This window comes from Paraburkholderia sp. GAS41, assembly GCF_050436545.1.
Taxonomy (GTDB): domain Bacteria; phylum Pseudomonadota; class Gammaproteobacteria; order Burkholderiales; family Burkholderiaceae; genus Paraburkholderia.
The window spans coordinates 20445-44802 of sequence record NZ_JBNDMK010000001.1; the positions used below are offsets into that span (position 1 = coordinate 20445).

Sequence of the window (24358 nt, forward strand, 5' to 3'; positions counted from 1 at the left end):
GCGGACCGTGTTGGGTTAATGGCAAAACTCTCTTTCACACCTTGCGCTGCAGTAATTGTGCGTTGCAGCAATGACACCTATTTTAGGATGGCGGCGAGGAATGTCAAGCGTTTTTTGTGCGCCGCACAATGTTAAGAAATTCTCGATAAAACAAGACGTTATGAAATGCATATGACATAACCATGACGCAGGTCGATTGGCCGCTGCACAGGGCTGGTGCGCGCTGGAGCGGTCGCGGATGCTGCGTCTGCGAAGGGACAGACGTTACATCGCCGAGGCGACGGCGGTCGGAAAAAAGGGGTAGGGACAGAGGGAATCTGACGGCGAGATGCGCTTAAACAACAATTCATGTAAACCGGAATCTGTCGCGGAACGTTAATCCGACATCCCGGTCGAATGCGCGATGGCCTGATCTGCAGCGGACGCTTAACTGTCTGCCGGTCGGTGCATTGGCCGCAGCCCTGATGAAGGTCCGCTGGGCTCCGGCACGCGGCGTTTCGCGGTTCATGGAACGACCGTATTTCCCCGGATCAAGGTTGTCTCAAATTTGCCGTTATGCTGCTAGGATCGCTCCAATCCCGTGCATAACTGCTCGACGAACGTCCGCGAGCACGATCGTTTTTTTCGATTGCGCTTACAAATCCGATAGACTTTTGATAATCGGATCTTATAAGCCGGTTTAAAGAGCATCGATAAGTGCTTAATATTGCTAATTTTTCGTGGTTTTACTACACTTGCGTAAAATCCTCGCCGCCCCTGACAGAACACCAATGAAAACCGACATGTTTTCGTCGCTCAAAGTGATCCACGGCGTGGCCCTCAGCACCGCTGTGTCGGTGGCCGCCTCGGTGGTCATCGCAGCTGCGTTCGCTGCGCCTGTCGACGCTTTTGCGGCGACGGCTACAGCCGCTGCCGCCCCCGCCAACACCAGTAAGAAACCCCTCAATACCGCGAAGTCGGCCCGCAAGGCCGGCTCCTCCGTCGCGGCGAAGAAGTCCAAAGCCGCACAGACCGCCGCCGCGACTGACGACGACGCGCCGCGCGTCGAAACCCGCCGGCATCGCGTGTCGTATACGTTGAACGGCCGCCGCCGCTCGGTGGTCCGCCAGGTCGCATATGAACCGCGCCAGCCGACGGTCGGCCAGGCATTCGGTCTGCACGACACGCCGGACGCGCTTGCCTTGCGTTCGAGCGTCGCGTACGTGATCGACCAGAATACCGGCGAGTCGCTGTTCGACAAGAACTCGCGGGCCGTGGTGCCGATCGCTTCGATCACCAAGCTGATGACGGCCATGGTGGTGCTGGATTCGAAGGCGCCGCTGACCGAGCAGATCGAAGTCACGGACGAAGATCGCGACTACATCAAGAACACCGGTTCGCGCCTCGCGGTCGGTTCGGTGCTCTCGCGTGAAGATATGCTGCATATCGCGCTGATGGCATCGGAAAACCGCGCGGCTGCATCGCTCTCGCGTTACTTCCCGGGCGGCCGTCCGGCTTTCCTCGCGGCCATGAACGCCAAGGCGAAGCAACTCGGCATGACCGACACGCACTTCGAAAGCCCGTCGGGCCTAACGAGCGAGAACGTGTCGACCGCGCGCGATCTGGTCAAGATGGTCAACGCGGCTTACCAGTATCCGATGATCCGCCAGTTCTCGACCGATCATAGCTACGAGGTGTACACCGGCAAGCGTTCGATTGCTTACAACAGCACGAATGCGCTGGTGCGCAACCCCACGTGGGACATCGGTCTGCAGAAGACCGGCTTCATCAACGAAGCGGGTGAGTGTCTCGTGATGCAGGCGACCATTCACGGCCGCCCGATGATCGTGGTGCTGCTCGATTCCTCGGGCAAGTACTCGCGCTTCGCGGACGCGACGCGTCTGCGTACGTGGCTCGATAACGGTGGCGGCGACGCGCACATCACCAGTGCCGACGCCAGCGGTCCGGGCACCTGAACCCGCACGATGCCGGAAGTGCGCTGCCTTCAGATCGCGAAGGCAGCACCAGCAAAAAGCCCCGCAATTGCGGGGCTTTTACATTTGAAGCGCCTCGACTGCGCGCTTCAGGGCCGCTCAGCTCCAATCACGCGTGCTGATGATGCGCGCTGGCGGGCGGTATCTCGGGTTGATAGCCGAGCGACGCGGAGATCACCAGCGCCGTCTTGCTGAGCTGGCCAAGCCACGAATCCTGCAGACGGTCAGCCGGTGCCGACAGTGACAGGCCCGCGACGAGCTTGCCGGTGTCGTCGTAGATGCCCGCCGCGATACAGCGCACGCCGAGTTCCAGTTCCTCGTTATCGCGGGCGGAAGACTGCTGGCGCACGTGCAACAACTCGCGTTCGAGCTTGGCAAGATCCGTAATGCTGTTCTGGGTGTGTCCCGAGAGGCCCGTGCGGGTCGCGTAGGCGCGCACGCGGGTCGATTCGTCTGCGGCGAGGAACAGCTTGCCGACCGAAGTCAGATGCAGCGGCGCCCGCCCGCCGATCGCCCGTACCACCTGCATGCCGGAGCGCTCCGAGTAGGCCCGTTCGATATAGACGATCTCATCGCCCTGGCGTACCGACAGATTCACGGTTTGCCCTGTCAGGCGATGCAGTTCACGCATGGGCAGCAGTGCAGCGTCGCGCACCGACAGGCGTGCCTTGACCAGGTTGCCGAGTTCCAGCAGCCGCATACCCAGCCGGTAGGTGCCCGGATCCGACCGGTCGACGAGGCGGCACGTCACCATGTCGTTCAGGATGCGGTGGGCGGTTGAGGGATGCAACTCGGTACCCAGTGCGAGTTCCTTCAGGCTGACCGGGTCGGTGTGCGCAGCCAGGGCGTCGAGCAGCCGCATCATGCGCTCGATCACCTGGATCGAAGTCTTGGGATCCGGGTTCGTATCGCTCATTGGGAGAAATCGGTTGACGCAACAAACAGCGGAAAACTGATTGTATATCGTATTGTGAAAAAAGCGAACGTCGTTCGAGGCGGGATTCGAATTAGCCTAGACGCCCGGCGTGCAGCGCGAAGCGTGGCTTTAGCGTTGGTATTGTTCGGCAAACAGCGGATAATCAGGGACGTTTTCCCGGAGGAGCGCCCATGCGAGTCGGATTGTTCGTTACCTGCCTGATTGACCTGATGCGTCCCGAAATCGGTTTTTCGGTGATCAAGCTGATCGAGCGGGCAGGCTTCGAGGTCATCGTGCCACCGGCGCAAACCTGCTGCGGGCAACCTGCTTACAACTCCGGCGAGCGCGGTCTCGCGCGCGATCTGGCCGAGAAGGCCCTGCGCGAATTCGAGCAGTTCGATTACATCGTCGTGCCGTCGGGTTCGTGCGGCGGCATGATCCAGGTGCATTACGGCGATCTGTTCGGCGACGATCCGGAGATGCTGAGCCGCTTCGGCCGGTTGCGTCCCAAGGTGTTCGAGCTGACTGACTTCCTCGCGAACGTGGCCAAAGTGGCGTTGACGCCGGGCGAGTTCGCGGGGCCCGTCACTTATCACGATTCCTGTTCCGGGCTGCGCGAGCTGGGCGTCAAGATGCAGCCACGCGCGCTGCTCGCGCAGGCTGGCGTGGCGGTCACGGAAATGAAGGATTGCGAACACTGCTGCGGCTTCGGCGGCACCTTCGCGGTGAAGTACGGCGATATCTCGACGGCGATCGTCGACGAGAAGTGCGCCAATATCAGCGCGAGCGGGGCGGGCGCGGTGGTGTTGGGCGACCTCGGCTGCATGCTCAATATTGAAGGCCGCTTGCGCCGCACGGGCGACACCGCGACGCGCGTGCTGCACATCGCACAGGTGCTGGCCGGCGACGCGTGAGGTCATCCGGCCAGCGAAGGCATTCGCGAGGCCGGTGCTGTTTTGGGGACCACCGTCATTTACTGAAATCGAATTCGCAAGCGCATTCCAAAGGCCGCCATGCAAGTTCAGACGATGCAGTTCAAAGCCCGCGCGGGTCAGAAACTCGCCGATCAGCGCCTGCAGCAGAACCTCACCAAGCTGTCGACCAAATTCGTTTCGGCGCGGGCGGCCGCGCTCACTGCGATCGATTTCGCCGCGACCCGCGCGGCACTCAAGGAGCGCCGTAATCGCGCGCTCGAGAATCTCGATGTGTGGCTCGAGACCTTCGAGCGTGAGGCAAGCCGGCGTGGCGTCACCGTCCTGTATGCGGAGACGACCCAGCAAGCGGCCCGGCTCGTCGCGGATATCGCCCGCCGGCACGACGTGAAGAAGGTGATCAAGACCAAGTCGATGGTCACCGAGGAAATGCGCCTGAACGAAGTGCTGGGACAGATGGGCGTGCAATCGATCGAAACCGATCTCGGCGAGTACATCCTGCAGATCAACGACAACGAACCGCCGAGCCATATCATCGCGCCGGTGGTCCACAAGGATAAGGACGAGATCGCCGATCTGTTTGCCAGAACACACCAGCGGCCGCGCCTGACCGAGATTCCCGAGATGACGCGCGAGGCCCGCGAAGTCCTGCGTCCGCATTTCATGACGGCGGACATGGGCGTGACGGGCGGCAACTTTCTGGTGGCGCAGACCGGCTCGGTCGCGCTCGTCACCAACGAGGGCAACGAGGGTATGTGCACGGTGATGCCGCGCGTGCATGTAGCGGTCACGGGTATCGAAAAAATCCTGCCGACCCTCGAAGACCTGGCCACGGCGATGCGGCTGCTGCCTCGCTCGGCCACCGGCCAGGCGACCTCGAACTACTTTTCGGTGCTGACAGGGCCGCGCGGTCCGGGCGATCAGGACGGCCCCGAGCATATGTACGTGGTGCTGGTTGATGGCGGGCGCACTGGGCTGATCGGCGGAGACTTTCAGGAGATGCTGCGCTGTATCCGTTGCGGCGCCTGCATGAATCATTGTCCGGTTTATCAGAAGGTCGGCGGTCACGCCTATGGCTGGGTGTATCCGGGGCCCATGGGGTCAGTGCTGACGCCGAGCTACGTAGGACTCGACCAGGCGCTCGACTTGCCGCAAGCCGCCACGCTGTGCGGCGAATGCAATAGCGTCTGTCCGGTCGGCATTCCACTCTCCGACCTGTTGCGCAAGCTGCGCGAGAAGCAGGTCGAGCGGCACCTGCGACCGTGGCGGGAACGTGCGGGGCTGGCAGTGTGGGGCTTTCTTGCGCTGCATCCGGACGCTTACGCGTTGTTCACCAAGCTGGCGGTGCGGGTGCTCGAACGAATGGGGGGCCGTCGGCGGGCGATTGCGCGTCTGCCGCTCGCTGCGGGTTGGACGAACAGCCGCGATTTGCCGGCGCCGGTGGGCCGCACCTTCCGGGAGCTCTACGCGGCGCAGCGCAGTCATCTCGGATAGGGCGCGTCTGGCCGATTTGATCTGAGCGACTGGGTGCGGGCGGGGTCGCCCGAGGTCAATGCGAGTTGGAGTGCTGGCCGGAGCCGTAGCCATAACCGGCGGAGCGGTTATTTCCACTTCCCGATCCGCCACCACCACCACCACCACCGCCACCGCCACCGCGCTGTCCGCCGGTGTTGCGGCTTTGCGGTGGTGGGCCCCCTGGGCGTCCACCAGCCGTGCCTCCATAGACGGGCCCGCCAGACACACTGGATGGCGGCGGGCTATGCGGTCCTCCGTCGCCGGGACGGGAATGCGCACCGTAGTCCGGACGCGGGTGTCCGCCCCATCCGCCCCAATTCGACTGGCCGTGATAACCGGGTCCATAGCCACGACGCTGATCGTAATAACCGGGTCCTGACGAACCGCCAGCGCCAATCAGAACCTCCGATTGAACTACCGGCGGTTCGCCGCCATATCCGTAATAGTCACCGCCATAAACCGGTGCTCCATCCGGATAGACGGCACAGCCACCGAGCAAGGCCAGGCCTGCGAGAGCGAACGTAAAACGTGTGATTCGATGCGACATGGTTCCGGGCAGCGTTTTGATCGAGCCGCCATTTTGAATGCCCAGCGAAAGAAAACTGTATAACTTTGTAAGGATGTGATTCCGACCACGACGCGGTGCCCCAGCGGACCCTCCCGCTGGCGATTGTTTCCTTTGGCGCAACGCTGTATCTCGCTATGACGGGTTTTCCCTGATTGATTATTTCTATATGATCTCGACTGGGCATAGTGGGTCACGAGCCCCTAGTGCCTCAATCGGAAAAGAGAATCACATCATGAGAAAGACAATATCGATGTACTGGCCATTGGCCGTGTTTATGCCGTTTGCCGCGGCAGCGTATCTGTATGTAAGCGGAGAAGGTGCTTCGCGGGCCCCGCAGCCGACGCTGGGTGCCAGCCAGCTCACGGCGGAACTGGCGCGTACGGTGTCGTATGGCCTGGTTGGCAATGAGGCTGGCATGCCGGTCAAGCCGATGCGTACGGTTGTTTCCGCGCAGACGTCCGAAGCGTCCTGAATCGCCTCCCCCGAGCAACGACGCCCACGCCGGACAGATAACCCCGCGGGCGACCCCCAGGTCCCGCAGCCCAAGGCTGCGCGCCGGGCACGCGACCGGCGCGATTCTGTGCACCTTTGTATAATCGCGGCACTTGCCAACTCGACCGGATGCATCGCATCCAGCGCCTTTGATGAAAACCATCGCCATCTGTTTTGTCTGCCTCGGGAACATCTGCCGGTCCCCGACCGCGGAAGGGGTGATGCGGCATCAGGTGGACGAGGCGCGGCTGGCGGAACGCATCACCATCGATTCAGCCGGTACCGGCAACTGGCATGTCGGCGCGCCGCCCGACGAGCGCGCGCAGCACGCGGCGGCACAGCGCGGCTACGATCTTTCGGGACTGCGCGGCCGCCAGATTGCGGCGCCGGACTTCGAGCGCTTCGATCTGCTGATCGCGATGGACGACGCCAACGTCGCCGCCTTGCAGCGGATTTGCCCGCCGGCGCAGCGCGACAAGATTCGCCTGCTGCTGGAGTTCGTGCCACAAAACGATTCCCGCTGGGCCGGCGAGCGTGAAGTGACCGATCCCTATTTCGGCGGCGCAGCGGGCTTCGAGCAGGTGCTCGACCAGTGCGAGGCCGCCTGCCGGGGACTGATCGCCGCGCTGCATCCGCAACTGGCGGCCTGAGTGGGCGCCAAACGGCGCAGCGGCCAGGTGTCCAGCAGCGTCAGGACGCGCGATTTCAGCGCCATCTCAAGCGACACATGACCCAATTTGCGATAGGGATACTTGACTAATTTGCTCATGTATTTATACTTGACCAAACTTGTCGAGAATTGCGATCCCCATACATCATGAGACTCACCACAAAAGGCCGTTTCGCCGTCACGGCGATGATTGACCTGGCGTTGCGCCAGGAGCAGGGCCCGGTGACGCTTGCGGGTATCAGTCAGCGCCAGCACATTTCCCTGTCCTACCTCGAGCAGCTGTTCGGCAAACTGCGCCGTCATGAGATCGTCGAGTCCGTGCGCGGGCCCGGCGGTGGCTACAATCTGGCGCGCCGCGCCGAAGACGTCACCGTTGCGGACATCATCATCGCCGTCGACGAGCCGCTCGACGCCACCCAATGCGGCGGCAAGGGTACGTGCGAAGGCACCAAACAGCACGACGGCCACTGCATGACGCACGAATTGTGGTCCACCCTGAACCAGAAAATGGTCGAGTACCTGGATTCGGTCTCCCTGAAAGATCTGGTCGATCAGCAACGTTCGCGCGAAGGCGCGCCCGCCGTGCTGCGCGACCGCCGTAGCGAGGCGCCGGCGGTCGAACCCACCCGCGTCGCGCCGCGCGGACCGAATTCCGTTTTCAATATGGCCAGTTCGTAGAGCGCCGCGAAGCCAGCGAACTCAGAACCCAAGAGCCAGAGCAATGATGTCCCCCGGAGCGATTCATGAATAACGAGATTCCCCACCTGCCCATTTACATGGACTACAGCGCCACGACTCCGGTCGACCCGCGCGTGGTGGACAAGATGATTCCGTACCTGCGCGAGCAGTTCGGCAACCCGGCATCGCGCAGCCACTCGTATGGCTGGGATGCGGAACGTGCGGTCGAGGAAGCGCGCGAGAACGTCGCCGCGCTGGTGAATGCCGATCCGCGCGAAATCATCTGGACCTCGGGCGCAACGGAGTCGGATAACCTCGCCATCAAGGGTGCCGCGCACTTCTACAAGAGCAAGGGCAAGCACATCATCACGGTGAAGACCGAGCATAAGGCTGTGCTCGACACTTGTCGCGAACTCGAGCGCGAAGGCTTCGAAGTCACGTATCTGGACGTCAAGGACGACGGTCTGATCGACCTCGACGTGTTCAAGGCCGCACTGCGCCCGGACACGATTCTGGTCTCGGTGATGTCGGTGAACAACGAGATCGGCGTGGTGCAGGACATCGCGGCGATTGGCGAGATCACCCGTGAAAAGGGCATCATTTTCCACGTCGACGCTGCTCAGGCCACCGGCAAGATCGAGATCGACCTGCAAACGCTGAAGGTCGACCTGATGTCGTTCTCGGCCCACAAGACATACGGCCCGAAGGGCATCGGCGCGCTGTACGTGCGTCGTAAGCCGCGCATCCGTATCGAAGCGCAGATGCACGGCGGCGGTCACGAGCGCGGCATGCGTTCGGGCACGCTGGCCACGCACCAGATCGTCGGCATGGGCGAAGCCTTCCGTCTCGCACGTGAAGAAATGGCGACGGAAAACGAGCGCATCCGCATGTTGCGCGACCGTCTGCTGCGCGGCCTGCAGGACATGGAAGAAACCTATGTGAACGGCGACATGGAAAAGCGTGTGCCGCACAACCTGAACATCAGCTTCAATTTCGTCGAAGGCGAATCGCTGATCATGGCCGTGAAGGATGTCGCGGTGTCGTCGGGCTCGGCTTGCACCTCGGCGTCGCTCGAGCCGTCGTACGTGCTGCGCGCTCTCGGCCGCAACGACGAACTGGCGCACAGCTCGATCCGCTTTACGGTGGGCCGCTTTACGACGGAGCAGGACGTCGAATACGTCATCAACCTGCTGAAGACCAAGATTTCGAAGCTGCGCGATCTGTCGCCGCTGTGGGAAATGTACAAGGACGGTATCGATATTTCGACGATCCAGTGGGCTGCGCACTAAGCTGCCGCACGGTTGTATCTACTGGGCGAAACATCGCACCGAATGCAGGTTGAAACGAATCAAGGAGTGTAATCATGGCTTATAGCGACAAGGTTCTGGACCACTACGAAAATCCGCGCAACGTCGGCTCGTTTGCCAAGGACGACGATGCAGTGGGCACCGGCATGGTCGGGGCGCCGGCGTGCGGCGACGTGATGAAGCTGCAGATCCGCGTGGGTGCGGACGGCATCATCGAAGACGCGAAGTTCAAGACGTACGGTTGCGGTTCGGCGATCGCGTCGAGCTCGCTCGTCACGGAATGGGTGAAAGGCAAGACGCTCGATCAGGCCATGTCCATCAAGAACACGCAGATCGCCGAAGAACTCGCGCTGCCGCCGGTCAAGATCCACTGCTCGATCCTCGCGGAAGACGCGATCAAGGCCGCAGTGGCTGATTACAAGCAGCGTCACGGCGAAACCGCAGAAGCGGGCGACAAGCAGCACGCCGCATAAGGCGGCAACGAGAAACGCTATGGCAATTACGTTGACTGAAAAGGCAGCACAGCACGTCCAGAAGTATCTGGTCCGACGCGGCAAGGGTGTCGGGCTGAGGCTCGGCGTGCGTACGACCGGATGCTCGGGCTTGGCCTACAAGCTCGAATATGTGGATGAACTCGCGCCCGAAGATCAGGTATTCGACTGCAATGGCGTGAAAATCATTGTCGACCCGAAGAGCCTCGCCTATATCGACGGCACGGAACTCGACTTCGCACGTGAAGGGCTGAACGAAGGCTTCAAGTTCAACAACCCGAACGTGAAGGACGAGTGCGGTTGCGGCGAATCGTTCCGCGTCTGAGTGGAACGATTCCGCGTGAAGCGGAAAAAAGGCGGCGCGGGCCGCCTTTTTAATTTGTCGTACCGGATAGCGGGTTCAACCTCGCAGCTTGTTGTACCGCCTTATTTTTCGCACTACGTGCGCCTCTTGAACGGATTACCTCTGATTCGATGGCCTCGCTGACCGATAGCCACTTCGACCTGTTCGACCTGCCGGCGCAATACACGCTCGACGCGGGTGCGCTCGACCACGCGTACCGCACGGTGCAGTCGCAGGTGCATCCCGATCGCTTCGCTGCCGCGGGCGACGCGCAAAAACGCGTTGCGATGCAATGGGCCACGCGCACGAACGAGGCGTACCAGACCCTGCGCGATCCGTTGAAGCGCGCCACCTATCTGCTGGCGTTGCGCGGCGTCGATGTCGGTGCGGAGAACAACACGGCCATGGAGCCGGCGTTCCTGATGCAGCAGATGGAATGGCGCGAAGGGATCGAAGATGCCGCGGCGGCGAAGAATGTCGACGCGCTCGATGCCTTGCTGGCCGAGCTGCGCGACGAGGAACGGGTACGCTTCACGAAACTCGGCGCCTTGCTCGACAGCGGGGTGAACCAGGCGGCGGGCGAGGCGGTGCGGCAGTTGATGTTTATAGAGCGGGTGGCGGCGGAAATCGGCACGCAGATCGAACGGCTCGACACCTGACGCGCAAGCGCCGGGGTCACGGCCCGATCAACCCAGCAACGCGAACCATTCAGGACGGGGCGGAACGCGCCTCGAAGAAGATCACAGATGGCTTTACTGCAAATCTCCGAACCCGGCATGGCGCCTGCGCCGCATCAGCGGCGCCTCGCGGTCGGCATCGATCTCGGCACCACCAATTCCCTCGTCGCCGCGGTGCGTAGCGGCCTCGCCGAAGTATTGCCCGACGCGGACGGCCATGTGCTGCTGCCGTCCGTGGTCCGCTATCTGGAGAAGGGCGGCCGCCGGATCGGCCGTATCGCCAAGGCGGAAGCGGCGAGCGATCCGCGCAATACGATCGTCTCGGTCAAGCGCTTCATGGGCCGCGGCAAGGCCGAAGTGGAAGGCGCCGAAAACGCCCCGTACGATTTCATCGACGCACCGGGCATGGTGCAGATCCGCACGGTCGATGGCGTGAAGAGCCCGGTCGAAGTGTCGGCGGAAATTCTCGCGACGCTGCGTCAGCGCGCGGAAGACAGTCTCGGCGACGATCTGGTGGGCGCGGTCATCACCGTGCCGGCCTATTTCGACGAAGCGCAGCGCCAGGCCACCAAGGACGCCGCCCGTCTGGCCGGACTGAACGTGCTGCGCCTGCTCAACGAGCCGACCGCTGCGGCGATCGCCTACGGTCTCGACAATGGCTCCGAAGGTCTCTACGCCGTGTATGACCTCGGCGGCGGAACTTTCGACCTGTCGATCCTCAAGCTGACCAAAGGCGTCTTCGAAGTCCTCGCGGCGGGCGGCGATTCCGCGCTCGGCGGCGACGATTTCGACCACGCGCTGTACCGTCATGTGCTCGAGCAGGCCGGCATCGCGCCGCAGACGCTCAGCGTGGAAGACGTGCGGATGCTGCTGGACAGCGTGCGTGTGGCCAAGGAGGCGTTGTCGGACGCGCCGCTGGCAAGCCTGCGGGCGACCCTCTCGAATGGCACCCAGCTCGATCTGACGCTCGACGAGACTACTTTCGAGGCTATCACCCAGGCGCTGGTGCAGCGCACGCTGGGACCGACCAAAAAAGCGCTGCGCGACGCGAAGGTCACGACCAAAGAAATCCAGGGCGTGGTGCTGGTGGGCGGCGCAACCCGCATGCCGGTGATCCGCCGTGCGGTGGCGGCATTCTTCGGTCAGCCGCCTTTGATCAATCTCGATCCCGACCAGGTGGTCGCGCTCGGCGCGGCGATCCAGGCGGACCTGCTGGCCGGCAATCGTGGCGCCGACGGCGACGACTGGCTGCTGCTCGACGTCATCCCGCTGTCGCTTGGCGTCGAGACGATGGGCGGCCTGACCGAGAAGATCATCCCGCGTAATTCGACGATCCCGGTCGCGCGTGCGCAGGATTTCACCACCTTCAAGGACGGCCAGACGGCGATGGCGATTCACGTCGTGCAGGGCGAGCGCGAACTCGTGTCGGACTGCCGCTCGCTCGCGCGTTTCGAGCTGCGTGGCATTCCGCCGATGGCGGCCGGCGCGGCTCGCATTCGTGTGACCTATCAGGTCGACGCGGACGGCCTGCTGTCGGTCTTCGCACGCGAGCAGCATTCGGGCGTGGAAGCATCGGTGGTCGTGAAGCCGTCGTACGGCCTCGCCGACGACGACATCGCGAGGATGCTGGAAGACAGCTTCAACACGGCCGAAGTCGACATGCGCGCCCGCGCGCTACGCGAGGCGCAGGTGGAAGCACAACGGTTGATCGAAGCCACGGATGCGGCGCTCGCAGCGGACGCTGAATTGCTCGACGAGTCCGAACGCGCCGCGCTCGACGGTTTGCTCAACGGCTTGCGTGACGTAGCCCAGGGCGCCGACGTGGAGGCGATCGAAGCCGCGACGAAAACCGTGGCCGAAGGCACCGACGAGTTTGCCGCCCGCCGCATGAACAAGGGCATCCGCCGCGCGCTCGCCGGCCGCAAGCTCGACGATATCTGAGCAAGCGGTGGCGGGTCCGCGGTTCGCCCACCCCAGCAACCTTGAATGAATCACGTGACGCGTGTCAAAAAGGCACGTGTCACCAGTAAAATGGTGCGGAGCCAGTTCGTCGGCGTCCGTGCCCCAGACCAAACGGAAATCGTATGCCTCAAATCGTTGTGCTGCCCCACGTCGAACTGTGCCCGGAAGGCGCGGTGATCGATGCGGTACCGGGCAAGAGCATCTGCGACAATCTGCTGGAACACGGTATTGAAATCGAGCACGCCTGCGAGAAATCGTGTGCGTGCACGACGTGCCATGTGGTCGTGCGTGAAGGGTTCACTGTGCTCACGCCGTCGGAAGAGGACGAAGACGATCTGCTCGACAAGGCGTGGGGGCTCGAACCCGAGTCGCGACTGTCGTGCCAGGCCATGGTGCCGGCCGACCAGGATCTCGTGGTTGAAATTCCGCGTTACTCGATCAACCATGCGAAGGAAAATCACTAACAGGAGCGCGCAGCCATGAAGTGGACCGACACGCAAGACATCGCGATGGCCCTGACCGACAAGCATCCGGAAGTGGACCCGCAGCAGATTCGCTTCACCGACCTGCACCGCTGGGTGATGGAGCTGGAAGGCTTCGACGACGATCCGGACCGTTCGAACGAGAAGATCCTCGAAGCGATCCAGGCGGCATGGATCGAGGATGCGGATTACTGAGCGGCGTTGAGCCGGGCGTGTCTGGCCGGGCTCGAGCGAACAAAAAAGGCGATTTCGTTGGAATCGCCTTTTTTACGTCGTGCGCTGGAAGCGAAGCACGACCGGTTGCCGCCTGCAACAGGTCCACGCTTAGCCGGGTCGTCGCGCCGTCGTGTCGTGGGTTGGCTCGTAAGCCAGACACACCCTCGCTTGCTTAACCCGCGGCGAGCGTACCGTTCTCGAGATGCACGCGCTCACCTTGCTGGAACGGCGGCGCTTCGTGGTACGTGAAGTAGCGGTTCTTGCCGCTTTCCATGCGCACGTGCACGGAGTAAGAGGTCGTGCTACGAATGTGCTTTTCGACCGAATTACCGGCGAAGCCACCACCGACCGCGCCGAGCACGGTCATTGCACCGCGGCCGACGCCGCCGCCGAACTGGTTGCCCACCAGACCGCCGACCACCGCACCGCCGACAGCGCCAATCCCGGTGCCATGACCTTCCTGGCGCACCTCCGAGATCCCTACGACCGTGCCGCAGCTAGCGCAATAGGCCGGCTGCGGTGCCGGCTGCTGGGCGTACTGCCCTTGTGCTGGTTGAGGCGCCGGTGCCTGGGGTTGCGCTGCATAGGGTTGCTGCGTCGGCACAGGCACAGGCGCCGGCGCGGGCGCCGCGGCTTGCGCCTGGGTGTCGGTCCGCGCCGGCGCTTGCTGTTGTTGTTGCTGCTGCGGCTGTTGATCCTGTTGCGCGTAGGTCGCGGGATTGGCGGGCTGAGACGAATCGACCACCGGTTGCGAGGCCGCTTGCGCGGCGACCGGGGCTGACTGCGTCTGATCGTTTTGCGCGCTGCCGCTCGACGCTTTCGGGAACACGCCCGTGATAGCGGCCGTGGCTGCAAGGCTGGCGACGATGACTGCGCCGGCCGCGGTCGCGACAAGCGGGTGAATACGACGTGATGGCGTGGTGTTGGGATTGTTCATGGTTGACCTCCGTCTCAAGCAGAGTCGGCTTTTATTGAGACACAGTGTCCGACAACTGGCTTGGCCCAAGGTTTCAAGTTGTAACCAAATCTGAGCGCGTTGAACGGCCGGGCAAAGGACTGCTACGGGAAGAGGGCGAGAAAACCCGATTTATCGGGCAAAGGCGGCGAGCGTACGGTGTAGCGGGTTAGCGTGTATCGTGGAGCTTTTACCGATAGTTACAAACCATCGGGTCTGAGCAAGCTATCGCGACGGCGCTGCGGCGCCACAAAAAACGCCCGGCAGGATGCGCCGGGCGTCGGGTCCAACCCGTCCAGCCGTGACGTCAGCCTTGCGGTGACTGCACGGCCAGCGCGCTCAGTCTTCGCGGCGCAGATGCGGGAACAGGATGACGTCGCGGATGCTCGGGCTGTCGGTCAGAAGCATGACGAGACGGTCGATACCGATACCGCAGCCACCGGCCGGCGGCATGCCGTACTCCAGCGCGCGGATGTAATCGGCGTCGTAGAACATGGCTTCTTCGTCGCCGGCGTCCTTCTGGTCCACCTGCTTCCTGAAGCGGGCGGCCTGGTCTTCCGGATCGTTCAACTCGGAAAAGCCGTTGGCGATTTCGCGGCCGGTGATGAACAGTTCGAAACGCTCGGTGATGCCCGGCACCGTATCCGACGCACGCGCCAGCGGCGACACTTCGACCGGATAGTCGATGATGTAGGTCGGCTCCCACAGTTGCGATTCCGCTGTCTCTTCGAACAGCGCCAGTTGCAGCGCGCCGACACCCGCGTTGAGGAACTGCGGCTGCGAAGCGTCTACGCCGAACTTCTTCAATTCCGGGCGCAGGAACGCGGCGTCGGCCAACTGAGCGTCGGTGTATTGCGGGGCGTATTTCTGGATCGCCTGGGAGATCGTCAGCCGATGGAACGGCTTCGAGAGATCCAGTTCGCGGCCCTGATAGCTGATCGTGGCGGTGCCGAGCGCGTCGACGGCGGCCTGACGGATCAGCTGTTCGGTGAAGTCCATCAGCCACTGATAATCGGTGTACGCGGCGTAGAACTCGATCATCGTGAATTCCGGATTGTGGCGCACCGAGACGCCCTCGTTACGGAAATTCCGGTTGATCTCGAACACGCGCTCGAAGCCACCCACCACCAGCCGCTTCAGATACAGCTCGGGCGCGATCCGCAGGTACATCTGCATATCGAGCGCGTTGTGATGCGTGACGAAGGGCTTGGCCGCCGCGCCACCCGGAATCGGATGCAGCATCGGCGTTTCGACTTCCATGAAGTCGGCTTCGGCCATGAACTTGCGGATCGACGACATGGCGCGGGTGCGCGCCACAAAAGTCTTGCGCGTTTCCGGCGTGACGATCAGGTCGACATAGCGCTGGCGGTACTTCATTTCCTGGTCGGCGAGACCGTGGAACTTGTCCGGCAGCGGACGCAGCGACTTCGAGAGCAGACGCAGTTCGGTACAACGCACCGACAACTCACCCTTGTTGGTACGGAACAGCACGCCGCGCGCCGCGACGATGTCGCCCATGTCCCACTTCTTGAACGCGTCGTAGGTTTCCTGACCGATGTCAGCCGGCGTGATGAAGAACTGGATCTGACCCGAACCGTCGCGCACGGTGGCGAAACTCGCCTTGCCCATCACGCGCTTGAGCATCATGCGGCCGGCCACGGCGACTTCGAGCGGATTGGCTTCGAGGGCTTCCTTGTCGGCTTCGGCGTATTGCGTCTGCAGATCTTCGGCGTGATGCGTGGGACGGAAATCGTTCGGGTAAGCGACGCCCTGTTCACGCAGCTCGCGCAGCTTTTCGCGGCGCTCGGCGATGATCTTGTTTTCGTCCCCCTCGGGCGCGGCGTTCGTCTGGATCGGTTCGGTCATGATGGGTCGGTATTCGGGGTGGCCTCTATGCGGGTGGGCCGCACGAGGTTGCCTGCCGGTCGGAAATCGGACTGCGATCGGACCACGACAGACGGTCAAAAGATGCGGCGCGGCTATTCTGGCCGCGCCGGCTGCGCTTGCTTTAGATGCCCTGTTTCAGGCTGGCGCTGATGAACGGGTCGAGGTCGCCATCGAGCACGCTCTTGGTGTTGCTGATTTCGACGTTGGTACGCAGATCCTTGATGCGGCTGTTGTCCAGCACATACGAACGGATCTGGTGACCCCAGCCCACATCGGTCTTGCCGGCTTCGAGCTTGTCCTGCTCGGCCTGACGTTTGCGGATTTCCGCTTCGTACAGGCGCGATTTCAGCATCGCCATGGCTTCGGCGCGGTTGCGGTGCTGCGAACGGTCGTTCTGGCACTGCACGACGATGCCCGAGGGCATGTGCGTGATCCGCACGGCGGAGTCGGTCTTGTTGATATGCTGACCGCCCGCGCCGGACGCGCGGTACGTGTCGATGCGCAGATCGGCCGGGTTGATGTCCACTTCGATCGAATCGTCGATCTCCGGGTACACGAACACCGACGAGAACGACGTATGGCGGCCGCCCGACGAATCGAACGGCGACTTGCGCACGAGGCGGTGCACGCCGGTTTCGGTGCGCAGGAAGCCGTAGGCGTATTCGCCTTCGATCTTGAGGGTGGCGTTCTTGATACCCGCGACGTCGCCTTCGGTCTGTTCCAGCACTTCGGTCTTGAAGCCTTTGCGTTCGCAGTAGCGCAGGTACTGGCGCAGCAGCATCGAGGCCCAGTCGCACGCTTCGGTGCCGCCGGCGCCTGCCTGAATGTCGAGGAACGCGTTGTTCGGGTCGGCCGGGTTCGAGAACATGCGGCGGAATTCCATGTCCGCCACGCGGCTTTCCAGACCGGCTGCGTCGCTTTCGCAGGCAACGAGGGTTTCCTCGTCATCTTCTTCGCGCGCCATGCCGAACAGGTCCTGCGCGTCGCGCAGGTCGTTGTCCAGCGAAGTGAGTTTGCCGACGACGTCGTCCAGCAGCTTCTTTTCCCGGCCGAGGGCCTGGGCGTGCTTCGAGTCGTTCCAGACGTTCGGGTCTTCGAGTTCCCGGTTGACTTCGATTAGACGCAGTGCTTTGTCGTCGTAGTCAAAGATACCCCCGTAGCTCGCCCGCGCGACGGCGCAGGTCGGCCAGAGAGGCTTCGATCGCGTTGAGACGTTCCGCTTCCATGTCGATCTTTTATGGCTTGGTAAAAAGGGGAAATTATAGCCGATCGAGGCTGCCCGCCGGACGCTAATGCGCGTTTCCGGCGGCTGTCTGGGGCGGTTTTGCAGGCGTTGCGCGCGGTTTTGGCGGGTTTCACGACGCCGCGAGGCGGGTCCGGCCGAACCCGCGGCGGTTCAGCTCACCGCATGCTCGACGATCAGTTGCACGCGCGACACGCCGTTCCAGGTATCGCTTGCAAGCCGGTAAGCGATGGTCGTGCGGTTGGGCAGGGAATCCGTGTGATTGAACCAGATCGCGTTAAAACGCTGACGCCCGCGCAGCAGTTGCAGCTTCAGATGCTTGTCCTTCACGAGGGCCTGCGACGCGACCTCGAATTCGCCCGAAAACACCGGCGCCGGAAAGCCCTGGCCCCAGACTGCGGCGTCGAGCATCTCGACGAATTGCGGCGTGAAATAGGCCTCTTCGAGGTCGCCGTCGGTCTCGACGACGCGCGCCAGCGCGTCCGCGGAGAGCCACTCGCGGCCGACCGCCTCGAAGGCGGCGGTAAAGCGCGGCACGTCCGCGGCCGCGAGCGTCATGCCCGCCGCCATGGCGTGGCCGCCGAACTTGACGATCATGCCGGGTTCGCGTTTCGAGATCAGGTCGAGCGCATCGCGCAGATGAAAGCCCGCAATCGATCGGCCCGAGCCTTTGACGAGCACGCCGCTTTCGTCCGCCGGCGCGAAGGTAAAGGAGGGCCGGTGGAATTTTTCCTTGAGCCGTCCGGCGACGATCCCGATCACACCCTGGTGCCAGCTTTCGTTGAACAGCACGATGGTGGCCGAGCCGGCCGGATCGACCGTCGACAGGTCTTCAAGTGCCTGCTGCTGCATGCCGGCTTCGATTTCGCGCCGCTCGCGGTTGATGGCATCGAGTTGCTGCGCGAGCTCCCACGCACGACCGATATCGTCGGTCGTCAGACATTCGATTCCGAGCGACATATCCGAGAGCCGTCCCGCCGCGTTCAGGCGCGGGCCGAGCGCAAAGCCCAGATCGAAGCCGGACGCGCTGCGCGCGTCGCGCGCAGCGGCGCGAAACAGCGCGGCGATGCCCGGCTGCATCTTGCCTTTACGGATGCGTTGCAGACCTTGCGCAACCAGCACGCGATTGTTGCCATCCAGCTTGACGACGTCCGCCACGGTGCCGAGGGCGACCAGATCGAGCAGGCCGTCCAGACGCGGTTCGGGACGCGCGTCGGTGAACGCGCCGCGGCGGCGCAGTTCGGCGCGCAGCGCGAGCAGCACGTAAAACATCACACCGACGCCGGCGATGCATTTGCTCGGAAAGCTGCAGCCCGGCTGGTTCGGATTGACGATCGCACGGGCTGCGGGCAGGTCGTCGCCGGGCAGGTGGTGGTCCGTGACCAGCACGTCGATGCCGAGCGCGTTGGCTGCCTCGACGCCGTCCACGCTGGCGATGCCGTTGTCCACCGTGATCAGGAGGTCCGGCTTACCCGCCGCGCCGCGAGCGGCCAGCGCGACGATTTCAGGGGTCAGGCCGTAGCCGTATTCGAAGCGGTTCGGCACCAGATAGTCGATCTGCGCGCCGAACATCCGCAAGCCGCGCACGGCGACCGCACAGGCGGTCGCGCCGTCGCAATCGTAGTCGGCTACCACCAGCATGCGGCGCTTCGTTTCGATCGAATCGGCGAGCAGCGCGGCGGCGTCCTCGCAGCCTTTGAGCTGTGCGGGCGGCACAAGGCGCGCGAGTCCGGTTTCGATTTCATCCGGCTGGCAGACGCCGCGCGCTGCATACAGGCGGGCCAGCACCGGATGCAGGCCATGACGGGTCAACACTTCGGCGTCGACGGGGGACGAGGCGCGCGTAACGATTCGAGTCATGCGGAAAGGCCGGAAAACATGCGATGGAACAGGCGCGGAGCGATGGACTGGGTCATTCTCGGCATCATTCGATAAAGAGCGAGGCGAGCAGGCGCCGCCGCCAGAATTTGCGCAGATCGCCGCGCGTGATGGTGAGCGTCACCGAGCCGGTGTCGCCGCACAACGTGAGGCCGAGTTCGCTGAGTTGTCCTGCCTGCAAGGCGGCGAGGGCGGGGGCGAACCACTCGGTCTCGAGCGCGGCGAACGCCTCGTTCCAGCGGCCCCAGTCCTGCTCGATGTAGGGGGCGGAAAAAGGATCCAGTTCGACCAGCGTAGTGGCCGTGGACTTGTTGCCGCCACGGTTGCGGCTGGTGCCGCTGCTCATGTCATGCGCGCCGTTTGTGCCCGCTGCGAGGTCCGCAAACGAAGCCGGGGGCGCGCCGGTTTCCACCCCGGCTGTGAGCGCGAGGCCGCGCGTGGCCGCTGCGTCCGACAGCACGCGGTCAAACGGGCTGGTTACCGGCTGCGCCGCGCCTTGCGCGTGAAACCAGATGGAGTTGACCGAGGGCAGCCCGCGCGCTTCACGCGCCTCGTTGACCGGATGTTCGAACCACGCCATCTGGACTTCGTTCTGCAGCTTCATCCACGCCCGCGAGCGCTCGCCGGTATGGGCCTCGTGCGGCAACCAGATTTCGATGTTGCGGCCACTGGCGCGCAACGGCGAAGCGCCGGCCAGGGTGCCGAAGGCGTCGCTCGCGAGGTACCAGCGCGAAGGCTGGGGCGCCTCGAGACGCACGCCGAGTTCCTCGATCAGCGGCCGGGCGACGTCGAGCAGCGTGGCGGCTTCGGCGTCGGTCAGCGCGAGCGAGGCGGGGTCGATCAGCACCAGATGATCGTGCGCGATGCGTACGTGCACCGGTTGCACGCACGCCCAGGTCGACGTGCCGGGCTCGCCGCCGTCGGCGCGCAGCATGTAAGGCGCGAGCGGCGCTTCATCGGCGGCTCCCGCGCCGCTTGCAACCGTGCCGAACTGGCGGGCCACCCAGCGTTCGTGCGGCAGCGTGCGCTGGAAGTCCTCGCCGATCACCCGTTCGACCAGCGTGGCTCGGGCGATCAGCTTGTCGAGCGCGGGGCTGGAGATGTTGTACAGCGCGGTGGAGGCGTCGGCTGCGGCGGGCAGCGCGAAGGGCAGGAGGAGGTGAAGACGGTCGACGTGCATGATGCTGCGCATTGTATGGCAAACGCTGCGCGTGTTTCGATTCTCGCTGTCATGCGGTGGTGGGTAAGGGTTCATATCGGAACGTTTGACGGTCCGTGCGGGAAGAGTGCCTTTCCCTGTGGTTGTACGTTAGCTGACCGGACGAGTTCCAACACCGCAGTCCCGCCTGTACATTGGGTTGGTGGAGATCAGTCGCCTTCATTGCATCGGCCCGACTTCCCACGTCCGAATGCGCTCAGGGAATGCCACTCGGGCATCCCCGCAACCCATCATTGGTCGTGCATCACGGTTGATGTAATGTGAACCATGGATTACACTTGTTATTGCTGAATATCCGAACGACCGAGGTTTTCGATGTCTGGTTCGACGGCCTTCGCGATCGAATCGCCAAGCGCCGGATACAGGCCCGCATCGACCGTCTGGCCTTGGGCATTCCGGGCGACACGAATTCGGCCGGCGCACCGGTTACGGAAATGCGTATCGATCACGGACCCGGCTACCGTGTCTATTACGTACAGCGCGGCGTGGCGCTGGTGATTCTGCTGTGCGGGGGCGACAAGTCGACTCAGGCTGCGGATATCAGACACGCACACAGGATCCTCGACAGTCTCGACACGGAGTAACCAATGGACAAGATCAAAACCCGCCTGTGGGATTCGGCCGAACACCTGAAGACCGAGGCCGACATGGCCGAATACTTCGAAGCCTGTCTGCTGGAAGGCGGCGACGATCCAGCCTACCTCGCGCATGCGCTCGGGGTCATCGCGCGTGCGCGCGGCATGGCGCAACTCGCGCGCGACACCGGAATTTCGCGCGAGGGACTCTACAAGGCGCTTTCCGAGGACGGCAACCCCAGTTTCGCGACGATCATCAAGGTGATCAGGGCGCTGGGTCTCGAGCTTCACGCCGCTGCGGCGCGCGCATAGGCGCGGGCAACGGTTCGCGGAGATCGTCCGCGTTGTATGGCAAACTTCGCGCTTGACCGATGGTAAAGGCCGGCGCCGGAACCTTCCGCCCCCGATCCGACACCAACGGTCACGACGCTTGCGTCGGATGGGGCGCGCAATACTCGCCGTCATGCGCCGTAACACGCCACGGCACTGCCGCGGGAACGCCGCAGCAAGCCCTGGCACGAGGCCGAAGAACGCAGAAAAGGATTCGCTTGAAATTTCCCTACGAATGGCAGATTGGCTGGCGCTACACCCGCGCCGGCAAACGCACGACCGGTAACGGCTTCATTTCGTTCATCGCGCTGGTTTCGATGTCGGGCATCGCGCTCGGCGTCGCGGCGCTGATCGTCGTGCTATCGGTGATGAACGGATTCCAGAAAGAGGTGCGCGACCGCATGTTGTCGGTGCTCGCGCACGTCGAGATCTTTTCGCCAACCGGCTCCATGCCGAACTGGCAATTGACGGCCAAGGAAGCGCGCCAGAACAAGGAAGTGATCGGCGCGGCACCGTATGTCGATGCGCAGGCGTTGCTGACGCGCCAGGACGCCGTGAGCGGCGTCGCGCTGCGCGGTGTCGATCCGGCGCTCGAGCCGCAGGTGTCCGATATCTACAAGGAAATGAAAGGCGGCCAGTTGAGCGACCTGAAGCCCGGCGACTTCGGCATTGTGCTCGGCGCCGATCTGGCGGCGAACCTCGGCGTGATGGTCGGCGACAAGATCACGCTGGTGGCGCCCGAAGGCACGATCACGCCAGCAGGCATGCTGCCGCGTCTCAAACAGTTCACGGTGGTGGGTGTCTTCGAATCGGGACACTATGAATACGACAGTACGCTTGCGCTGATCAACATTCAGGATGCGCAGGTGCTGTTCCGCCTGCCCGCGCCAACCGGCGTGCGCTTGCGCCTGAAAGACATGCAGCGCGCGCCGGAGGTCGCGCACCAGCTGGCGCGCACCCTCTCGGGCGACCTCTACATTCGCGACTGGACGCAGCAGAACAAGACGTGGTTCTCGGCGGTGCAGATCGAAAAGCGCATGATGTTCATCATCCTGACGCTGATCATCGCGGTGGCGGCGTTCAATCTGGTGTCGTCGCTGGTGATGACGGTGACCAACAAGCAGGCTGATATCGCCATTCTGCGCACGTTGGGCGCGCAGCCGGGCTCGATCATGAAGATCTTCGTCGTGCAGGGTGTGACGATCGGATTTATCGGCACGGCCACGGGCGTGATACTCGGCTGTCTGATTGCCTGGAGCATTCCATGGCTCGTGCCGATGATCGAGCATCTGCTCGGCGTGCAGTTCCTGCCGCCGTCGGTGTATTTCATCAGCGAGCTGCCGTCTGAGCTGGTGCCGGGCGATGTGGCCAAAATCGGCGTGATCGCTTTCGTGCTGGCTTCGCTGGCAACGTTGTACCCGAGCTGGCGTGGTGCCAAGGTCCGTCCGGCGGAGGCGCTGCGCTATGAATGATCGTTCGATTCTCCGACCTATGTCCTCAGACAGCGCGCTCCATCCGTACGTCCTCGAAGCGACCGGCATCTCGAAGTCGTTCGTGCAGGGCGGCCTGAATGTGCAGGTGTTGAACAACACGCAACTGTCGGTGCGGCGCGGCGAGAAGCTGGCGATCGTCGGCGCGTCGGGCTCGGGCAAGAGCACCTTGCTGCACGTGCTGGGCGGCCTCGACGATCCGAGCACGGGCGAGGTGTCGGTGCTCGGCAAGCCGTTCACCAAGCTCTCGGAACGCGAGCGCAACGAGTTGCGCAATCGCGCCCTCGGGTTCGTCTATCAGTTTCACCATTTGCTGGCCGAGTTCACTGCGCTCGACAACGTCGCGATGCCGCTGCGCATCCGCCGCATGCCGACCGAAGAAGCGCGCCGTATCGCGCTGCAGACGCTCGAGCGGGTGGGTATCGCGCACCGCGCGAAACACCGTCCCGGCGAGCTGTCGGGCGGCGAGCGCCAGCGCGTGGCGATTGCGCGGGCACTGGTGACCAACCCGGCCTGCGTGCTGGCTGACGAGCCCACCGGCAACCTCGACGGCGGTACCGCCGACACGGTGTTCAACCTGATGCTCGAACTGTCGCAGTCCTTCGATACCAGCTTCGTGATCGTCACCCACGATCTGGATCTGGCGGCACGCTGCGATCGCATCATGCGTTTGCGCGACGGCGTGCTGCACGACGAGCCGCCGGTTTCCGTATAACGTTTCTTTCCCGCGGGGCCGAGCATGTGGATCGATACGCATTGCCACCTCGACGCGTCGGAGTTCGACGCGGATCGCGACGCGGTGGCGGCCACGGCCCGCGAATCCGGGGTAGGGCGCATCGTGATTCCGGCCGTGGCGCGCATGAACTTCGCGAGGGTGCGCGACCTGGCGCATCGCGTGGAGGGCGGCGCGTACGCACTCGGGATTCATCCCATGTGTACGCCCGCTGCGCAGGATGCGGATCTCGACGCCTTGCGCATGGAGATCGAAGCGAGTCTCGACGATCCGCTGTTCGTCGGCCTGGGCGAAATTGGCCTCGATTATTTCGTCCCGGGCCTCGACGAGGGGCGCCAGCAATTCTTCTACAACGAGCAACTGAAGCTCGCGCACGAATTCGATCTGCCGGTGATCTGTCACGTGCGCAAATCGCAGGATCAGGTGCTCAAAGGCTTGCGCAAACAGCGCGTGAACCGCGGCATCGCTCATGCATTCAACGGCAGTTTTCAGCAGGCCCAGGCGTTTATCGATCAGGGCATGCACCTTGGCTTCGGCGGCAACCTGACATTCGAGCGGGCCTTGCAGATCCGGCGGCTGGCGGCGCAATTGCCGCTCGATGCGCTGGTGGTCGAGACCGATGCGCCCGACATTTCTCCCTCCTGGCTGTACCGCCAACGCAATACGCCGGATCAGATTCCCGCCATCGGCGCGGGGCTCGCGCAACTGCGCGGGATCGGCGTGGATGAGCTAGCCATAGGCACAACGGCTAACGCTCACGCCGCGCTGCCACGGCTCGCGCTTTCGTCTGCATAATCTTTCCCGAGGGTTCGCGCCGGGCGCATCC

General features: G+C 63.3%; 25 protein-coding genes. 18 read left to right on the forward strand and 7 right to left on the reverse strand.

Features of this window, described 5'->3' with window-relative positions; genetic code table 11:
• Positions 1-770 precede the first annotated feature (770 nt).
• Positions 771-1955, forward strand: coding sequence for a D-alanyl-D-alanine endopeptidase (gene pbpG, locus P3T43_RS00075; RefSeq protein ID WP_429279004.1), 1185 nt, complete (start codon positions 771-773; stop codon positions 1953-1955).
• 127 nt (positions 1956-2082) lie between these two features.
• Here pbpG and P3T43_RS00080 read toward each other — a convergent pair whose 3' ends face one another.
• Entirely contained in the window at positions 2083-2889 is an 807-nt protein-coding gene (locus P3T43_RS00080) for an IclR family transcriptional regulator (RefSeq protein ID WP_429279005.1), read from the reverse strand.
• A 191-nt stretch (positions 2890-3080) separates the two neighbouring features.
• Between P3T43_RS00080 and P3T43_RS00085 the strand changes: the two genes are divergently transcribed.
• Both P3T43_RS00085 and P3T43_RS00090 read left to right on the forward strand, forming a co-directional pair.
• The gene (locus tag P3T43_RS00085; RefSeq protein ID WP_429279006.1) at positions 3081-3803 is read left to right on the forward strand and encodes a (Fe-S)-binding protein; all 723 of its coding nucleotides are present in this window, start codon (positions 3081-3083) and stop codon (positions 3801-3803) included.
• 99 nt (positions 3804-3902) lie between these two features.
• Positions 3903-5315: a lactate utilization protein B gene (locus tag P3T43_RS00090; protein ID WP_429279007.1), complete on the forward strand. Its 1413-nt coding sequence runs from the start codon at positions 3903-3905 to the stop codon at positions 5313-5315.
• 55 nt (positions 5316-5370) lie between these two features.
• Here P3T43_RS00090 and P3T43_RS00095 read toward each other — a convergent pair whose 3' ends face one another.
• Positions 5371-5883 (reverse strand): hypothetical protein, encoded by a 513-nt coding sequence (locus tag P3T43_RS00095; protein WP_429279008.1) that lies wholly within the window; start codon positions 5881-5883, stop codon positions 5371-5373.
• A 253-nt stretch (positions 5884-6136) separates the two neighbouring features.
• Here P3T43_RS00095 and P3T43_RS00100 point away from each other — a divergent pair, with 253 nt between their 5' ends.
• The 10 genes from P3T43_RS00100 (at position 6137) to iscX (ending at position 13201) form a co-directional block, all read left to right on the forward strand.
• On the forward strand, positions 6137-6376 hold the full coding sequence (locus tag P3T43_RS00100) for a hypothetical protein (protein WP_429279009.1): 240 nt from the start codon (positions 6137-6139) through the stop codon (positions 6374-6376).
• A 172-nt stretch (positions 6377-6548) separates the two neighbouring features.
• Entirely contained in the window at positions 6549-7046 is a 498-nt protein-coding gene (locus tag P3T43_RS00105; protein WP_429279010.1) for a low molecular weight protein-tyrosine-phosphatase, read from the forward strand.
• A 167-nt stretch (positions 7047-7213) separates the two neighbouring features.
• The gene (gene iscR / locus P3T43_RS00110; protein ID WP_429279011.1) at positions 7214-7744 is read left to right on the forward strand and encodes a Fe-S cluster assembly transcriptional regulator IscR; all 531 of its coding nucleotides are present in this window, start codon (positions 7214-7216) and stop codon (positions 7742-7744) included.
• A 65-nt stretch (positions 7745-7809) separates the two neighbouring features.
• Positions 7810-9033 carry an IscS subfamily cysteine desulfurase gene (locus P3T43_RS00115; protein ID WP_429279012.1) on the forward strand — a complete coding sequence of 408 codons (1224 nt, stop codon included), beginning with the start codon at positions 7810-7812 and terminating at the stop codon, positions 9031-9033.
• 74 nt (positions 9034-9107) lie between these two features.
• Positions 9108-9524, forward strand: coding sequence for a Fe-S cluster assembly scaffold IscU (iscU, locus tag P3T43_RS00120; protein WP_429279013.1), 417 nt, complete (start codon positions 9108-9110; stop codon positions 9522-9524).
• A 19-nt stretch (positions 9525-9543) separates the two neighbouring features.
• Positions 9544-9867, forward strand: coding sequence for an iron-sulfur cluster assembly protein IscA (gene iscA / locus P3T43_RS00125; RefSeq protein WP_074299878.1), 324 nt, complete (start codon positions 9544-9546; stop codon positions 9865-9867).
• Positions 9868-10016: 149 nt separating this feature from the next.
• Positions 10017-10544 carry a Fe-S protein assembly co-chaperone HscB gene (gene hscB, locus P3T43_RS00130; RefSeq protein ID WP_429279014.1) on the forward strand — a complete coding sequence of 176 codons (528 nt, stop codon included), beginning with the start codon at positions 10017-10019 and terminating at the stop codon, positions 10542-10544.
• Positions 10545-10631: 87 nt separating this feature from the next.
• Positions 10632-12503 carry a Fe-S protein assembly chaperone HscA gene (gene hscA / locus P3T43_RS00135; protein ID WP_429279015.1) on the forward strand — a complete coding sequence of 624 codons (1872 nt, stop codon included), beginning with the start codon at positions 10632-10634 and terminating at the stop codon, positions 12501-12503.
• Between the two features lie 143 nt (positions 12504-12646).
• Positions 12647-12988 (forward strand): ISC system 2Fe-2S type ferredoxin, encoded by a 342-nt coding sequence (gene fdx / locus P3T43_RS00140; RefSeq protein ID WP_429279016.1) that lies wholly within the window; start codon positions 12647-12649, stop codon positions 12986-12988.
• A 15-nt stretch (positions 12989-13003) separates the two neighbouring features.
• Positions 13004-13201: a Fe-S cluster assembly protein IscX gene (gene iscX, locus P3T43_RS00145; RefSeq protein WP_429279017.1), complete on the forward strand. Its 198-nt coding sequence runs from the start codon at positions 13004-13006 to the stop codon at positions 13199-13201.
• Between the two features lie 193 nt (positions 13202-13394).
• Here the strand turns inward: iscX and P3T43_RS00150 are convergent, their stop codons facing one another.
• The 5 genes from P3T43_RS00150 to P3T43_RS00170 form a co-directional block, all read right to left on the reverse strand.
• A complete protein-coding gene (locus tag P3T43_RS00150; RefSeq protein WP_429279018.1) occupies positions 13395-14159 on the reverse strand; it encodes a glycine zipper 2TM domain-containing protein in 765 nt (254 codons plus the stop codon).
• 357 nt (positions 14160-14516) lie between these two features.
• On the reverse strand, positions 14517-16043 hold the full coding sequence (gene lysS, locus P3T43_RS00155) for a lysine--tRNA ligase (protein ID WP_429279019.1): 1527 nt from the start codon (positions 16041-16043) through the stop codon (positions 14517-14519).
• A gap of 142 nt (positions 16044-16185) precedes the next feature.
• Positions 16186-17290 (reverse strand): peptide chain release factor 2 gene (gene prfB / locus P3T43_RS00160; RefSeq protein WP_429279020.1). Its coding sequence is split into 2 segments (ribosomal slippage): positions 16186-17208 and positions 17210-17290, totalling 1104 coding nucleotides; the frame shifts between segments, so codons are not numbered across the junction.
• Positions 17291-17460: 170 nt separating this feature from the next.
• Positions 17461-19167: a single-stranded-DNA-specific exonuclease RecJ gene (gene recJ / locus P3T43_RS00165; protein WP_429279021.1), complete on the reverse strand. Its 1707-nt coding sequence runs from the start codon at positions 19165-19167 to the stop codon at positions 17461-17463.
• A gap of 64 nt (positions 19168-19231) precedes the next feature.
• The gene (locus tag P3T43_RS00170; protein ID WP_429279022.1) at positions 19232-20377 is read right to left on the reverse strand and encodes a regulator; all 1146 of its coding nucleotides are present in this window, start codon (positions 20375-20377) and stop codon (positions 19232-19234) included.
• A 311-nt stretch (positions 20378-20688) separates the two neighbouring features.
• Here P3T43_RS00170 and P3T43_RS00175 point away from each other — a divergent pair, with 311 nt between their 5' ends.
• The 5 genes from P3T43_RS00175 to P3T43_RS00195 all read left to right on the forward strand — a co-directional run bounded on the left by P3T43_RS00175 (position 20689) and on the right by P3T43_RS00195 (position 24327).
• Positions 20689-20988, forward strand: coding sequence for a type II toxin-antitoxin system RelE/ParE family toxin (locus P3T43_RS00175; RefSeq protein WP_429279023.1), 300 nt, complete (start codon positions 20689-20691; stop codon positions 20986-20988).
• A gap of 3 nt (positions 20989-20991) precedes the next feature.
• On the forward strand, positions 20992-21291 hold the full coding sequence (locus P3T43_RS00180; RefSeq protein ID WP_429279024.1) for an addiction module antidote protein: 300 nt from the start codon (positions 20992-20994) through the stop codon (positions 21289-21291).
• 236 nt (positions 21292-21527) lie between these two features.
• Positions 21528-22781 (forward strand): lipoprotein-releasing ABC transporter permease subunit, encoded by a 1254-nt coding sequence (locus tag P3T43_RS00185; protein WP_429279025.1) that lies wholly within the window; start codon positions 21528-21530, stop codon positions 22779-22781.
• The gene (gene lolD / locus P3T43_RS00190; RefSeq protein ID WP_429279026.1) at positions 22774-23514 is read left to right on the forward strand and encodes a lipoprotein-releasing ABC transporter ATP-binding protein LolD; all 741 of its coding nucleotides are present in this window, start codon (positions 22774-22776) and stop codon (positions 23512-23514) included. Before P3T43_RS00185 ends, lolD begins: the two co-directional genes overlap by 8 nt.
• Positions 23515-23538: 24 nt before the next feature.
• Entirely contained in the window at positions 23539-24327 is a 789-nt protein-coding gene (locus P3T43_RS00195) for a TatD family hydrolase (RefSeq protein WP_429279027.1), read from the forward strand.
• Positions 24328-24358: the final 31 nt, after the last annotated feature.